At 40.9% G+C, this 14,758-nt stretch carries 9 protein-coding genes; 2 read left to right on the top strand and 7 right to left on the bottom strand.

Translation table 11 applies throughout. The features are described 5' to 3' along the window. Positions 1 to 186: 186 nt before the first annotated feature. The 5 genes from BM161_RS02550 to BM161_RS02530 form a co-directional block, all read right to left on the bottom strand. Complete coding sequence (locus tag BM161_RS02550; protein WP_074930168.1) at positions 187 to 1,530, bottom strand: acetate kinase; 1,344 nt, start codon at positions 1,528 to 1,530, stop codon at positions 187 to 189. A 224-nt stretch (positions 1,531 to 1,754) separates the two neighbouring features. Then, positions 1,755 to 3,437 carry a peptide ABC transporter substrate-binding protein gene (locus tag BM161_RS02545; RefSeq protein ID WP_074930166.1) on the bottom strand — a complete coding sequence of 561 codons (1,683 nt, stop codon included), beginning with the start codon at positions 3,435 to 3,437 and terminating at the stop codon, positions 1,755 to 1,757. Next, positions 3,430 to 4,848, bottom strand: a complete 1,419-nt coding sequence (locus BM161_RS02540; protein WP_074930164.1) for a TP0584 family protein — start codon at positions 4,846 to 4,848, stop codon at positions 3,430 to 3,432. Before BM161_RS02540 ends, BM161_RS02545 begins: the two co-directional genes overlap by 8 nt. Positions 4,849 to 4,875: 27 nt before the next feature. After that, on the bottom strand, positions 4,876 to 6,369 hold the full coding sequence (locus tag BM161_RS02535) for a hypothetical protein (RefSeq protein ID WP_143090479.1): 1,494 nt from the start codon (positions 6,367 to 6,369) through the stop codon (positions 4,876 to 4,878). Next, positions 6,348 to 8,060 (bottom strand): adenylate/guanylate cyclase domain-containing protein, encoded by a 1,713-nt coding sequence (locus BM161_RS02530; RefSeq protein ID WP_074930162.1) that lies wholly within the window; start codon positions 8,058 to 8,060, stop codon positions 6,348 to 6,350. The genes BM161_RS02535 and BM161_RS02530 overlap by 22 nt, the downstream gene beginning before the upstream one ends. 150 nt (positions 8,061 to 8,210) lie before the next feature. Here BM161_RS02530 and murJ point away from each other — a divergent pair, with 150 nt between their 5' ends. Together murJ and BM161_RS02520 are read left to right on the top strand one after the other, a co-directional pair. Continuing rightward, on the top strand, positions 8,211 to 9,839 hold the full coding sequence (gene murJ / locus BM161_RS02525) for a murein biosynthesis integral membrane protein MurJ (protein ID WP_074930161.1): 1,629 nt from the start codon (positions 8,211 to 8,213) through the stop codon (positions 9,837 to 9,839). Further along, the gene (locus BM161_RS02520; RefSeq protein WP_074930160.1) at positions 9,836 to 10,984 is read left to right on the top strand and encodes a M24 family metallopeptidase; all 1,149 of its coding nucleotides are present in this window, start codon (positions 9,836 to 9,838) and stop codon (positions 10,982 to 10,984) included. Before murJ ends, BM161_RS02520 begins: the two co-directional genes overlap by 4 nt. On the opposite strand, the gene BM161_RS02515 is transcribed toward BM161_RS02520, so the two are convergent. Together BM161_RS02515 and BM161_RS02510 are read right to left on the bottom strand one after the other, a co-directional pair. Continuing rightward, the gene (locus BM161_RS02515; protein ID WP_074930158.1) at positions 10,974 to 12,713 is read right to left on the bottom strand and encodes a hypothetical protein; all 1,740 of its coding nucleotides are present in this window, start codon (positions 12,711 to 12,713) and stop codon (positions 10,974 to 10,976) included. The genes BM161_RS02520 and BM161_RS02515 overlap by 11 nt on opposite strands. A 15-nt stretch (positions 12,714 to 12,728) precedes the next feature. Then, complete coding sequence (locus BM161_RS02510) at positions 12,729 to 14,753, bottom strand: hypothetical protein (RefSeq protein WP_074930155.1); 2,025 nt, start codon at positions 14,751 to 14,753, stop codon at positions 12,729 to 12,731. Positions 14,754 to 14,758 lie beyond the last annotated feature (5 nt).

Raw genomic sequence — 14,758 nt, 5'->3', positions numbered from 1 at the left:
AAGTCAAGCAAACATTACGCTTTCTTACGGTTTCTTTGAACATTCTTAAAAAAACTTCCTGTATGGCATAAAAAAAGACTGTCTGAATACAGACAGTCTTTTTTTTGTAGATTGCTTCGTCGCTACGCTCCTCGCAATGACGTGGTATGGCTGCGTCATTGCGAGCGCAGCGAAGCAATCCATGATTTATTTACCGATAATATCTCTTGCCAAAATCTTAGCGATGTTTGGTCTCTTTACGAGGTCGGCCTTCAAGCCTTCTTCGCGAGCCTTGTTTACGTAGTTAGGATCCTGGAAGCTGTACTTGAAGTTTGTATGAACATCGTATGTTCCCTTCATGAGAGCGTAAGCATCTTCTGTCATTACGAGCTCTTCGTCTGTTGGGATTACGAAAATCTTTGTCTTTGAATCATCAGCGTGGATGTATGTTTCAGCGTTACCTGTGAATGACCATTCGTTGCGCTGTGCATCAATCTTGATACCGTAGTTTTCAAGACCAGAACAAGCCTTCATACGAGTGATTGGTCCGCGCTCGCCTACACCTGCAGTCCATACGATTGCGTCTACGTGGCCGAGTTCTGCCATGAAGGCACCGATGTACTTCTTAATGCGGAGAGCTTCCATTTCGATAGAAAGCTGGCAGAGCTTGTCGCCCTTTGCAGCGTCAATTTCGATATCGCGGCGGTCAGAATATTTTCCTGTGATACCAAGACATCCACACTTCTTGTTGAGTGCTTTGTCCATTTCATCAGCAGACATACCAGTTTTTCTCATGATGTAGAATGGAAGAGCCGGGTCGAGGTCTCCTGAACGAGTTCCCATTACAAGACCTTCGAGCGGTGTAATACCCATTGTTGTATCGTAGCAAACACCGTTCTTAACAGCACACATAGAAGAACCGTTACCAATGTGGCAGATGATAAGGTTGCAGTCTTTTGGATCTTTTCCAAGGAGAACAGCAGCACGTTTTGCTGTATAAAGGAATGAAGTTCCGTGGAAACCGTAGCGGCGAGCTGCGTATTTCTCATACCATTCGCGTGGAATTGCGTACTGGAAAGTTTCTTCCGGCATTGTCTGGTGCCATGCTGTATCCATGATTGCTGAATGAGGAACGTTTGGCATTACCTTCTGAGCAGCTTCAATACCCATGATATTAGCTGGCATGTGGAGAGGTCCAAGGTCTACTACCTCGCGGAAACCTTCGAGAACTTCTGGAGTGATAAGTACAGACTTTGTGAACTTTTCGCCACCATGGAGAACGCGGTGACCAACAGCTCCAATTTCGTCCATAGATTTTATTACACCAACTTCAGGGTCAGTGATTTCTTTAATGATAAGTTCAATTGCTTCTTTGTGAGTTGGACAAGGGCTTTCGATTTCTGTTTTCTTTCCCTTTGCCTTGTGAGTAATGCAGCTTCCTTCAATTCCGATGCGCTCTACAACACCGTTAGCCATTACTTCTTTGTTGTCCCAGTCATAAACCTGATACTTTGCAGATGAAGATCCGCAGTTCAAAGTTAAAATTACCATAAAAATTATCTCCTAAAAAAAGATTGTCCGACTGAGTCGGACAATGACAAGATGTTTTATTATAAAAAAATTAAAGAGGATATTCAAGAATGTGGATTGCTTCGCTACGCTCGCAATGACGGGCAAACTTCACTCGCAATGACAGGCAACTTCGGTCGCAATGACGGGCAACTTCGCTCGCAATGACGAAAGTGTCATTGCGAGGAGCGTAGCGACGTGGCAATCTACTTCTTCACTATGTTTTCAGAGTTGTACTTCGGTTGTTTCTTATATAAGTTTTTAAGCGGATGTAAATCGAAGGCGTTTACGTACCAGCCGCCTACTTCTTTTAAGTCTACGATGTTTGAAGATACGGAACGGTAAAGTGGAAGAACCATGCCCTCGTCCAGAAGGATGTTTTCGGCCTGACCAAGGAGATTCAGGCGGTCTGCTTCACCGGCAGTAGCGGCCTGGTCTAATAGAGAATCGAACTTTTCATTTTTCCAGCCGGACTCATTCATGGTTGAGGCGCCGCGGAAAAGTTCGAGGAAAGCGAGAGGGTCAGCGAAGTCGCCAATCCAAGACGTAACAAGAATGTCAGCATCAGCCGCAGCTACCGTAGAATAATAAAGGTACGAAGGAACAGTTTTAATTACCAGTTCAACCCCAAGCGGAGCGAATGCCTCGCTCAAAAGTTTTTCGTCCTCTTCAGAAAATTCATTTTCAAAAACGTGCATTACCAGAGGAATCACCTCTTCCTGAGAAATGCCGTATTTAGCACGTGCATCCTTCATTTTGAGGCTGGCTTCAATTTCATCAGTGTAATCAAAACCATCAATCTGAGGATAGCCCGAAAGCGGATAAACCAGAGTTGTAGCAGGAATCAGATATTTTTTATGGATAGAGTTCCATGGAAAAGCCTCGAGCACAGCGTTACGGAATTCCGGATAATCCCAGACACGAGAACACTTGCTGTCTGCAGGCTTACGGCTGCTCATCTTAAAATAAAGGTAGCCGGTTCCAAAAGTTGCGCTGATCTGAATTGCAGAAGGATCGAGCAGCTTAGACTGATTTACCTGACCGGTTACCCAATCAACCGCACCGGTGTTGTAGTAAAAAGTATTATCATCAACATTATCAGACTGCACAAAAGTTATGCGCTCAAGAGTAACGTTGTCTTTATCCCAGTAATAAGGATTCTTTCTCAAAATATATTTGCGGTCTGCAACAATCTCAAGTTCGTAAGCGCCACTGTAAACTTCCGGATTACTGTGAGTAACAGAGAAGGCTGTATGGCACAAAATCTTTGGAAGATAATTTGCAGGATTATTCAGATAGATTGAAAGCACATTTTCTGCAGTGGCATAAATGCCAACTTCATCGTAGTTGCCCTGCCCTGTTCTAAAAGCTTCTGCACCGCGGACAATATCCAGCAGCGAAGAATATGGAGAAGCTGGATTTGCGAGCATTCTAAGCCAGCTATCGCGCACAGCCTCTGCCGTAATTTTTTCACCATTACTGAAGCGCGCATCCTCGCGCAGCGTAATAGACCAGCGCTTTTTATCACGTGAAATTTTAAACTCTTTTGCGATTGCATACTGCGGCTCCAATGAAACCGGACTGGTTGTAAAAAGCCCTTCATAAAGTCCGCTCAAAAGCTGAGAGTCACTCGAATAATTTGTAATCTGAGGATTAAGCTCGTGCACACGAACAGACTCTACAATTATAAAATTTTGCTGCAGTTCCTGAGGAAGTTTTTCTTTCTGTGAAGCCGCATTCTGTTCTGCATTTTCCAGTTCTAAAAGTTCTTCTGGAGTAAGCTCGTAATCGTGATTGTGTTCGGGATCATATTCCTGTGAAAATACAGGATTTAAAAAACAAGCAGCACATAATAGTGCTGCACAATATTTTTTGAATTGTTTAATCATTCTCTGAAATTCCTAATTTACGCATTTGCTCTGATTCTTCTTTGAAAGAAACATATTCGCCGCGTTTCTTATTAGCATTTATTATGGAATTACGCAAGGCAGAAAGTTCAATCTGCATACCCTTTACGCGGGTTTTGAACTCAGAGTCTATTTCATTCTTGAAGTATGCATCCAGAGAATTGATGATAACAAAAATCGACTGAATTTCTGAAATCTGCTTATTAACAAAACTCAAAATTGCATCTTCATTTGAAGCACTGATTTTCTGATATTCAACAGCCTTCATTCCAATTCCATTATAAATACGTTCCTTGTGAGTAAGGTCTGTAAGGAATTCATTTACATTGATTTTCTGAACGTGCTCAGCTCCAGTCTTAGCGTCCTTTACAGGAACGTTACAGATTCTTTCCTTCTCTTTAAGATTCAAAGCTTTTTTGAGAGCAGCAATCAATTTATTAAAGAAGGTATTTTTCTTCTGGAATAAGAGATTAAAGTTTTCTACAAGCTTTGCGTTCAGCTGTATAAGAGTTGGAGCAATTGCACCTACTGCAAGAACTGCCTGCATAAGCATTTCTTTTGTATCAGGTCCTGCCTTTTTCTTTTCTACAGGCTTTGCCGCATTTTTAATTGCAAGACGTTCAAGAACTGCAGCCTGCTTCTTTTCTTTATCAGGACCGTGGTCTTCTTCAATAATCTCATTTACAAGATCATTGTATAAAGTTTTCTTTCCGGTAACCTTTGTATAAAGTCTCTTGATTTCTGCAAGCTCGCCTTCTGCAGACTCTGCTGCCTTTGCCTTATTAAAATCAGGATGCTCAAAAAGATCTTTACGGAGGCCGCCCTTATAAAGCTCACGCTGGAAAACTCCAAGCTCATTCAGCATCTTCCCAATTACTTTTACTGTCTGAGCACATTTTGCAACGCTGTCATTAATCATACTCTGAACAACACTTGGAGCGCCGTTTTTAGCGCTGTTAATAGTCATTGCAAGAGCACGGGTATTCATACGGGCATTGTTCATAGAAAGGTCATCCCATTCGAAAACCTTTATGAACTCAATCATCTTTTTAACATTCTGCAGAGTGAAGTTTTCTGTAGAAAAACGGAAGTAGGTACAGATAAAGTCGAGCATAGTTTCATAATCAGAGAAACGTGCTCCAAAAACATTTGGAATGTCGCTTTCAGCAAAAGGTGTTGATTCAGGTACAACAATCTCAGAAATCTTTTTATCAAGACGATAAGGATCCGGATTAATAAGAGACTTCTTTACAAAGCTGTCATAAAGATTCTTAACGCAGGTATGCAAAAGCCTGTATTGGCCAAGCAACTCCTGCAGACATTCTGAGTTATACCATTCCTGTTTTTTACTGAGAGCTTTTTGCAGCTCTTCACTAAATTTTTCCACTTCCATTCTTCTATTATCGGCAGAAAACCCCAATTACTTGCCTAAAATTTTCACAGGGGTGCCAGGAACTACAGATTCGAAATTCACCTCAAGTCTGTTACCATCCTTGTCTTCTCCAACTACAAAATAGAAAGAATCATCTTCTGCCCGGAATATTTTTCCTTTGATAGTTTTATCTGCCTTAAACTCTGCATCGGCTCCAGATTCTGTAATCAGATAGCGTGCCTTGCCAGTAACATAAATTTTGATGCTGTCATAATCAGTTGCAGACACAAGCACTGCACTGGTTTTTGCAAGTCCCAGCAGAGTTTCATAAGACTGCTCATAAATCTCCTGCTGCTGCGAAATCTGTTTGCGACTTTCTTCCAGTTCGTCGGTAAGGCTGTTGATTTTTCCATTGAGCTGCACTGTCTCGTTGTAGAACGAAATTGTTGTATCCGCAAAAGCAGAACTCATTTTATTTACAAGCTTATGAGAAGCCGCTACATAAGATGGAATTGAGTTCTTCTGAGGAATGCCTGCAACTGTCTTATCAAGATATTTATAATCATCATAAATTTTCTGATAATCGTTTAAAACAGAAACAACCTTTTGGGAATTAATTCCTCTCTGACTTACTGTTGTGCCCGCATTAAAATCTGCAAAGCCAGCGGCCTTAGTACCGGAAATAATTGAGTTTGCCTTTGCATCATTAAGATTAGGATCGAGCAATGCAATTTCTGCCTGATACTGTGCCGACACATTGCTTACTGCAGTGCGCATCTCTTCGGAATTACGCCTTTGTGTATCTGAAAGTTTTTTATCCAGCTCGGCAATACGGCTTTGATATTGGTCTTTAATCTTCTGCTGTTCAAGTTCTTTTACACGGCGCTCACTGTCCAGAGCCTTTTCTTTTTCTTTTGCGGCCTGAACCTTTGCCGTATCAAATTCTGCAAGCTGACTCTTATACTCCTGCACTTCTTTTTCAGCACTCACAATCTGACCATCATACTCTTCATGAATTGCCGCAACTGTCTCTTTGTATTTCTTCTCTGCTTCTTCAACAAGCTCGCCGCGTCTCTTTTTTGTAAGGCGTGTCATTGAGTCAATTACAAAGATGTCGTTTGTGCGGGCATCCTCTGCAGCCTTAAGCTTTACAGTCATGTCGCTTTCAATTGTCGCAAGATTTTTTACGGCATTGTCATAATTTGTCTGAGCTGCTCCAACTGTGTTCAAAAGATTTTTAAGATTCAAATCATCAAATGCAGAAACACTTACAGTAATTTCTTCATTATGCGCAGAAATTGTTTTAATCATAATAAAAGCAATTAAGAGTACAACAAGAAAAGAACCTATAAGCATAAAGGCCGTAAAAGGCGAATGGCGCTTTTTTGTCTTTGCATATTCTTTTTCAATATTATAACTCTGCTCTGAAGAAGTATGATGAATGCGTTCCAGCTCCTTACCAAGAAAGAGCATTACTTCTTTATGGATCTGATTTGATCTCTGCTCGTCTGAGATTTTTGTTATTTTGTTGTCATTGCCCATATTCCACTCCAATCTGCAGGTGCACCTTTTGTACCCATTCGCTCAAGGAATACCTGAGTGACATCCAGTTCAAGTCCTTTAAATACCTTGCGTGCAGTTTTCCAGTCGCCTTCGTAATAAGCCTTCAAGCCTTCTTCAAACTGCTGATATTGAACAAGCAGACTCTCGTCCATTTCGTTTGTATCGAACGGGAAGTAAATTTTCTTTCCCTTTGTTTTTCCCTTTACCTGAACAGTATCAATTTCAATAAACTTATAGCGTGCGGTTTCTTCACTCACTTCATTTTTGATTGATTCAGAAACAACAACAGGAATGTGATAGATTCGAGTAAGTCCTTCAAGGCGGGAAGCTGAGTTTACAGTGTCTCCAATTACAGTGTTTGTCATGTGTGACTGGCGAGGATCTTCAAAGTCGTTACGTCCGATTGTTCCGTAGAAAACCTTACCGCCATCAATACCAACACCAACATCAACCATTACAGCCTGGAAAACTTTTTCCTCTGATTCTGTAAGCTTACGGGTCTTTTCTATTTCTTCACGGCGGGCAAGCATTTCCTGACGGAGCTCTGCAGTTGCCCTTGTAATGTTCCATGCAGAAATAACTGCGTTGTATGCCTTTGAACGTTTTGAATCGAGGGTTCCATAAATTGCAAGAATAGCATCACCAATAATCGAACCTACAATTCCCGAGTTCTCATGAACATTATGAATTACACGATTGTAATGAACATTCAAAACTTCAATGATATCGTTACCCAAAGTTTCTGTACGATAAGTAAAGCTCTTTACATCTGAGAAGAGCATTGCAAGGTCTCTCTGTTTTCCTTCAAGACCAACGTCGCGGCCGGCATAAGCCTTGGCAACAATATCCTTTGAAACGAATTTCTGGAAGGTATCAAGAAGATTATTTACCTGCATTGAAAGCGCGTTGAACGAAGCGGCCATGTAAGTAACGTCGTCGTTCGGCGCCTTTGAAATATCAATAAGCTGCAGCTGTTTTTTCTGCTGCATTGTAATAAGGTCGTCTGTGAAGGAACGAAGTCCGCGGAACTCTCTGCGAATAATTATGTAGCCCACTACAACGAAGAAAAGTGTAAGTGTGATAATGAGGATAGAAATAATCATATAAACGCGATAATTATTTTTTTGAAGGTCGGTACGCATCTCGGCACGGACAATAAAATAATCCCAATCACTCTGATATTTATAAACACCAAAGTAGTCGCCATAAGGACTGCCGAATGAAATTGAGCCTTCCTCTATTCCCTGTTCACGGTTTGTATTTAATAGCTTAAGAGCAGTGGCATCAAAATCAGGCCAAACGGCAAGCTCGTTTGCATCTGAAAAAAACTGGAACTGTCCGTCCGGGCTCACGCCAAGCGCAACACTGTTTGCATTTGTAAAACCAGTTGCCGCAACCTTGTTCAAGGCTTCAACAGTTTCTGCTCTGTTTCCCGAATATAAGTAAATCTGATATTGATTTGAAGAAGTACTGTAAAGCTCCTTCAACTGGCTTACCATAATCGTATTATTCAAATTGATAATCTGTCTCTGGGTAAGCTGAAGAGAAATAAAATTCGTAATAAAGTTTGAGAGTAGAATCAAAACAATAAAGACGACGAGCATCTTTAAACCAATCGGGATAATCCGCGTTTTGCCTACTCTGGAAAAAAACTGAACCTTACCAGCCATTGTTTCCTCCATGTGCAGTTATGCTTTCTCCGGGATTACTTTTTAAACTGATTATTTTGAATTGATTTTAAATGATTTTCGCAAACGTTGTAGTACAACCTAATTATAAATGAATTGCATAAAAAACGCAATTTTTTTATAGTATCTTCTATGAAAGAAAAAAAATCGAAGTCAATTGTAAAGTCAGGGCTCCTGCTTACACTGATGACTTTTGCTTCCCGCATCATGGGACTTGTCCGCGAAATGACAAAGGCGTCTTTTCTTGGAACCGGACTTTTTGCCGACAGTTTTTCTGTTGCCTTTATGCTTCCAAACCTGTTCCGAAAACTCTTTGCCGAAAACGCAATCTCTGTTGCCTTTATTCCAACCTTTAAAGATTATCTTGCACAGGAAGATACCCTCGAAAACAAGAAGACAACTCAGGAATTTCTTAATGCAACCCTCACTCTTGTAACCTTCCTTACTGCCTGCGTTGTTTCACTTGGAATTATCTTTGCACCTTTTATCATTCCAATTTTCTGTAAAGCTCCAGCTCCTGATGTAGCTGATTATGCCGCAAAGATGGAATATTACCTTCTTGAGTTCAACGAAACTACCGTTCTCACAAGAATAATGTTCCCTTATCTGTTTTTGATTTCGGTAGCAGCCTTTTTCCAGGGCGTTTTGAATACCTGCGGTATTTTTGCACCAAGCGGATTTACCCCGGTTATGTTCAACGGACTTGTAGTTCTTACAACTTACATTCTGGCTCCTCATACTTCAAACCCGGCTCGTGCTATGGCAATTGGAACCCTTTTTGGAGGTTCTGTTCAGGCAGTGTTCCAGTGGCCGTTTGTCCGCAAGACCGGCTGGAAAACCGGACTCACTTCTCTCAAAAAGGCTTTTACAAATCCTGGAACAAGAAAAGTTATGGGACTGCTTGCTCCAACAATTGTAGGAATTGCGGCTTATCAGCTTAATGACACTGTTTCTACTGCGCTTGCAAAACATGTAGGACCTGGAATTGCTTCGAGCCTTCAGTACAGTATCCGCCTTCAGGAACTGATTCTCGGAATTTTTGCAGTTTCAATCGGTACAGTAATTTTGCCTGATCTTTCGGGCTTTGCAAATAAAAAGGACTGGGCTCAGTTTAACACAATGCTGCTTCAGGCAATAAAAATCATGACTCTGATTTCCATTCCGATTACAGCTTACTCATTGATTTCTGGTCGCGAACTGATTTCCCTACTTTACAAAAGGAATCAATTTGATGATAATTCTGTGGCTATGACTCTTGGCATTTTTCGTTTCCATATTGCCGGTCTGCTTTTTATTGCACTTAACCGAATTATGGCACCGGCCTTTTATGCACAGAAAAAGCCAAAGCTTCCAACTATTGCAGGACTTATAAATTTCGGCTCAAACATTCTGCTTGTATTTATTCTTTCAAAACCGATGGGCGGAAACGGAATTGCATTTGCACTCAGTCTTGCAAGCCTTTTGAACACAGCCTTCCTTTTCATCTTTATGAAGAAAATGGAATCTATTGAAGTTGGCCGCCTTGCCCGTGGCACTCTGATTTATGCACTTAAGATGTGTGTGCTTTCTGTGATTGCTGCAGTGCCAACTTATTTTGTTCACAATGCACTTACCGGCCTTTTCGAAGGCCACGGAAGCCTTATTGCCTACGGCGCACCGGTTGTAATCTCGGCCCTGCTGTTTGCAATTATTGGAGTACTTGAACTTGTAATTACCAGAGACGAAGTTATCAGCGTTATACTAAAGAAGGTTAGAAAATGAAAACTTACACAAAAGAAGAACTTGAAAAAATCTATCGCAACCGCCGTAATATACTGGCAGCTAAAATGCGCGAAACAGGTACAGGTGCCTGTGTATTCGTAGACAGCGAAGAGCACCGCGATCCTGCTGTTGCTTACTACACAAATCATGCAAATGATGCAGTACTCGTTGTATTCAGCGACGGCTACAGCGTACTCATTGCCTGGGATGAAAACCTTGCAAAGATGAATGCATTCTACGACAAGCTTGTTCCATACATGCGCTACAAGAACGAAGCAAAGGATGCAGTAAAGGCAATTTTGAATGCCTGCTACACTCATGGAGATAACAGCAAGGTAGAACTTCCACCTTATCTTACTTATCCAGATTATCTTAAGTTTATTGATGCGCTTGAAAATTATGACTGCCGCTGCAAGGAAGACGGACTTCACAAATTTGTAATGGATTGCCGTATGCTTAAAGATGAGTACGAAATTGAATGTACAAAAGAAGCAGCCCGCGTTGGCGACCTCATCATCGACAAAATTGAAGCTGATATCAAAACAGGAAAAATCAAAACAGAAACTGATGTTGCACTTTTGATTGAAAGGATGCTCCGTGAAAACGGATGTCAGCGCACAGGTTTTGATACTCTTGCCGCAGGTCCTTCACGCAGCTTTGCAATTCACGCCTTCCCTGGCTACACTGCAGCAGAATGGCCTGCACAGGGACTTTCTATTCTGGACTTTGGCGTTGTTTACAACGGCTACACAAGCGATACAACTCTTACAGTTGCAAAGGGACCTTTAACAAAAGAACAGGAAAAACAGCTTGAACTGGTACAGAAGGCTTATGATGAAGCACTCAAGCTTTACAAACCTGGAAAGCCAATTATTGATGCAGCTAAAAAATGTGATTCAGTATTCGCCGCTGCAAAACGCAAGATGCCTCATGGATTGGGCCACGCAGTAGGTCTTGAGATTCACGAGCCTCCACGCGTAAATATGCGTGCAACTTCAGACATGCTTTTTAAACCTGGAATGATTTTGACTTGTGAGCCTGGTCTTTATGATGTAGAGATTGGTGGTACTCGTCTTGAGAATGATGTCCTCATTACCGAAGACGGTAACGAGGTAATTTCACATTCTAGAATTATCAAAATATAGAATACTTTGCATTCACTGTGAATTCGAGGCCATGTGCGAACTCTCCGCCATGGCCTTTATTATTCAATACAAAAGTATAGGCCGCAGCCCCGCCCGCACTTAAATTACGCATAAAATAATATTCGCCGGAAAGAGTAATTCTGTTTGTGTACTGAACTGTTTCGGTAAGGCTGTTAGAACGCATTGCACGGGTTTTCTCAGCAGAATTAATTCCATCTTCTTTATCCTGAAGATAGATTGCCTGAGGGTAATAATATTCAAGCTCTTCATGATTTGGATTTTTCGTATTAAACAAACCAAATGAATTAGTTCCGTGAGCCATAAAAAGATATTTGAGTCCTGCATTAAACTTTTCAGGAACCTCATATTTTGCAGAAAGTTCTCCGCCCAAAGCATCTGGGCCAAACGGAGTGCCAATCCAACTTGCAATTCTTCCGGCAGCATATGGGGCGTCACTGTTTTCACGAACGCGTGCAAGTGAAGCTGCCTGAGTCTGCTTAAGATAACAGAACGGAGTTGTATAGATTCCTTCAAGAGCTGATGTAAGATAGCCCTCGCCTACAGGAAGAGAAACTTCAGTTCCAAGCTGATAAGCAAAAGAATCTGGAACAGAATAATCTTCATCATTATTTAATTCTACAGAAGACTGAATTTCATTCTGAGCATACATTCCATAAATTCTCAAATACTTACATGGAGTAATGTCAAACGACCAGCCAAAGTATGCGCAGTAATGAGCTTCGCCATAATTCGTTTTTTCATCATCACTGGCATACTGTCTCCAGCCAGAGAAGGCATGCATAAACAAAAGAGGATTCAGATAGCGAAGTTCAAAGTCACCGTCTACAAGAGTTCCTTCAAGAATACCAAGCTTAAGCCAGCTGAAAGGAACTATTTCTGCAGAGTGCATGTAGTAGAAACGTGAAATATCAACCTGTGCAACATCCATTGTGTATTTTATTCTTGGAGAATAGAGATTCAGCTGGGCATAAAAATCTGTCTGGAAGGTTGAATTGTAAAGAATGCTTCCTGTTTGTGTGCGGCCAACCTCAAGTCCCTGGCGACCAACATTAAGCTCTGCACCCCAGCCGCCAAAACACTTACCAATTGAAGCATTTGCATTGAGCGGCCACATAAAAAACTCCGCACCGTTATTTCCGGTCGGAATGTTTGTTGCATAAAAATCTGAAGTAAGAGACCAGAAAGGACCAGCGCCTGCATAAGGCTCTACACTGATATAAGCAATTTCACCAAAATCAAGGATGAAAGGAAAAACTGCAACAGGCTCTGTGTAAACTGTTCCCATTGCCGAAGTAGAAACATAATTAGTTCCGGCATCTGTATATGCTGAAGCATAAGTCCAGTCTACATCAGGATTAGTTCGGATTACACCAACAGGATTCAAAATTGCATTTGCTGTAAACTTTGCCCCGTTGAAATCAAAAAGGAATTTCTTTCGCTCAAAAAAACTTTCAGCAGTTTCGTAAATAACTTTACCTGCCTCAGAAAGACTTTCCCTATCAATCTGCTGAAAATTAAGATACAGTTCAGAAACAGTTAACGGTGCATTATCCAGAGTTGAAGATTTTTTCTGCTCAAGATTCATGTAATAAAGAGCATCATAAATCCAGTGGCCTGCCGGAATTGCCTGCTGTGCACTATAAACCTGCGCAAAAGAAAGTGCAGAAAATAAAACTGATACAATCAGCAGTTGAATAATCTTTTTCAATTTAGTTACCTTTTATTATCTTCCAAAGAGTGTGATTGCCAGAGTTACTACACCACCAACCGAAGACTGATAATCTCCTTCATTCACATAGAAATTATCTTCGTTTACACTAAAGCGGTCATCGCATTCATAAATGCTTACAGACTCACCTTCAATTGAAGTGAAGTAATCATAAACTACGCCGGCTGTAAGAGAAACTTTCATAGGAAGCTTTGCCTTGATTTTGTAAGAACCAGAAAGAGCCCAGATGTGAGACCATTCATAAGCTCCATCAAAAAGGAAGTTCTTTCTTAATTCACCACGACCACGGCGAGGAAGCTCAGAATAAAGGTTACTTCCAGGAATAGACTTATCACCAAAATCTGCACCATGACGAATCAACTGATACTGGAAGGCAGATGTGGAATTAGCATCAGGTTTGCAGTCAAACTTCAGGAGAATTTCATCTGAGTTTGGCTGGAGATAATAACCAATAGGATATCCGTTGTTTGAATAATTTTCGTTGATATAACCTGCATACCATGGAGTTCCATTAATTGACTGGTGGGTATAACAGTAAGGTTCAACTCTTGTGTATCTGAAAGAGAAGTTTCCGTATGGCACTGCTTGTGGAAGGGCAAGTTTTCCACCAAGCTGGAAGGCATACATAGCGCGTGTGTTTTTCCAGAATTTTGTAAGGAAGGCATTAAGCTCATCAAGATAGAAAGAGAACCAGCCGTATCCAACTCCAGGATAACGGATTTTCATATTTCCGAATAAAGCAAGGTTATCGTAATCTCCAACATCATTCTGATAAACAACTCTATCAATCAATGGGAAAGAATAACCAAGTTCAAAACGCTTTGGCCATACACATGAACTTCCAAAATCAAGATGAACATACTTAAAGTCTAAATCAAGTTCGGCAATAGAGAAGGCATTCTGGAAATAATGATAATCTTTGTATTCATCATCATTATAATTATTTTTTTCCATATCGCTTCTTGTGTCTTTTCCATCTTCATCTACAGGATAGTAAGCATTCGAAAGCATATCGCCACGGTTTGGCATTTCGAGAACACCAGTCATACTCTTTAAAGAAAGCCATTTGAAAGGTCTGAGAATCAATTCACCGGCAAAGAAAGGTCGTGCGTTTGCATTCAAAACAAGAGAAGCTCCGTCATCCATTCCAGCCCATTCGCGGTTGATACGGCCGGCAGCAACTTCAACAATGTCATTAAGGAAGACACCTCTGATTTCACCCTTCATTCCAAAGGCAAGAGATGCCTTGTAAGGCCATGGGCCAAGACCGCCGGCATTTATTCCATCTTCAAATTCGTAGGTAGAACCGTCCCAGAATTTATTGTAGCTGTAAGGAAGATATGCGTAATTTTTGAAAATATTTATAGTGCGTGGAGACTGAGTACAACGATATTCATAATTATTTATGTCATCGGGCTTCGGCTCTGAACTATCAAAATCTTTTGGATTATTATATGTTGACGAATACCAGTAACCGATATTGTATTCGCCAACCTTAGTCAAAGGAACTTTAGTTGCTCCAAGGAAAGTCTGATTTCTGTAGGAAATGTGCTCACCAAGATCACCCGAAAAATCAGCAAGATTATAAATATTAAAGGCAAAAGAATTCAGGTCGTTATTATTGTAGAAGCCTGCAGAAAGTTCTGTATTAAAATAATCATTTACTTCAATAGAAACAGGCACTCCAAGAACATCGCCTTCTTTTCTATAAGAAAGAGCCAGAAGATTCAAACCTTCTTCATGCTCAAAACGTTCAAGGTATTCAGCAATGATTTTCTTCTGAGCAGCAAGCTGATCTTCATCATAATTTTCATCAAGATAGGCAGCAGCCTCTTCGAGTCTTTCTACAATATACTTTTCTGTATAAGGCTTTACAGGCGAAAGAGCTGAACAATAACCTCTAAGTTCTATACTGTTAAGGAGGTTATAAACATCATTATCAAGAGAAACTGTTGCATTTGTCTGGGCATAAAGCATGCCGCAGAGTAAAAGAATCGGAAGAAATAATAATTTTTTCATAAGTC

Origin of the sequence: Treponema bryantii, from assembly GCF_900113965.1 — a bacterium.
In the GTDB taxonomy this organism is placed as follows: Bacteria; Spirochaetota; Spirochaetia; order Treponematales; family Treponemataceae; genus Treponema_D; species Treponema_D bryantii_A.
The sequence above is the reverse complement of the archived record's forward strand: the minus strand, read 5'-3'. Positions and strand labels throughout refer to the sequence as shown.

What these genes read in the sequence shown, in the direction of transcription:
- BM161_RS02530 (WP_074930162.1), bottom strand. Translation starts at nt 8,060, where the DNA reads ATGGCTGGTAAGGTTCAGTTTTTTTCCAGAGTAGGCAAAACGCGGATT.
- BM161_RS02520 (WP_074930160.1), top strand. Translation starts at nt 9,836, where the DNA reads ATGAAAACTTACACAAAAGAAGAACTTGAAAAAATCTATCGCAACCGC.
- BM161_RS02550 (WP_074930168.1), bottom strand. Translation starts at nt 1,530, where the DNA reads ATGGTAATTTTAACTTTGAACTGCGGATCTTCATCTGCAAAGTATCAG.
- BM161_RS02545 (WP_074930166.1), bottom strand. Translation starts at nt 3,437, where the DNA reads ATGATTAAACAATTCAAAAAATATTGTGCAGCACTATTATGTGCTGCT.
- BM161_RS02510 (WP_074930155.1), bottom strand. Translation starts at nt 14,753, where the DNA reads ATGAAAAAATTATTATTTCTTCCGATTCTTTTACTCTGCGGCATGCTT.
- BM161_RS02535 (WP_143090479.1), bottom strand. Translation starts at nt 6,369, where the DNA reads ATGGGCAATGACAACAAAATAACAAAAATCTCAGACGAGCAGAGATCA.
- murJ (WP_074930161.1), top strand. Translation starts at nt 8,211, where the DNA reads ATGAAAGAAAAAAAATCGAAGTCAATTGTAAAGTCAGGGCTCCTGCTT.
- BM161_RS02540 (WP_074930164.1), bottom strand. Translation starts at nt 4,848, where the DNA reads ATGGAAGTGGAAAAATTTAGTGAAGAGCTGCAAAAAGCTCTCAGTAAA.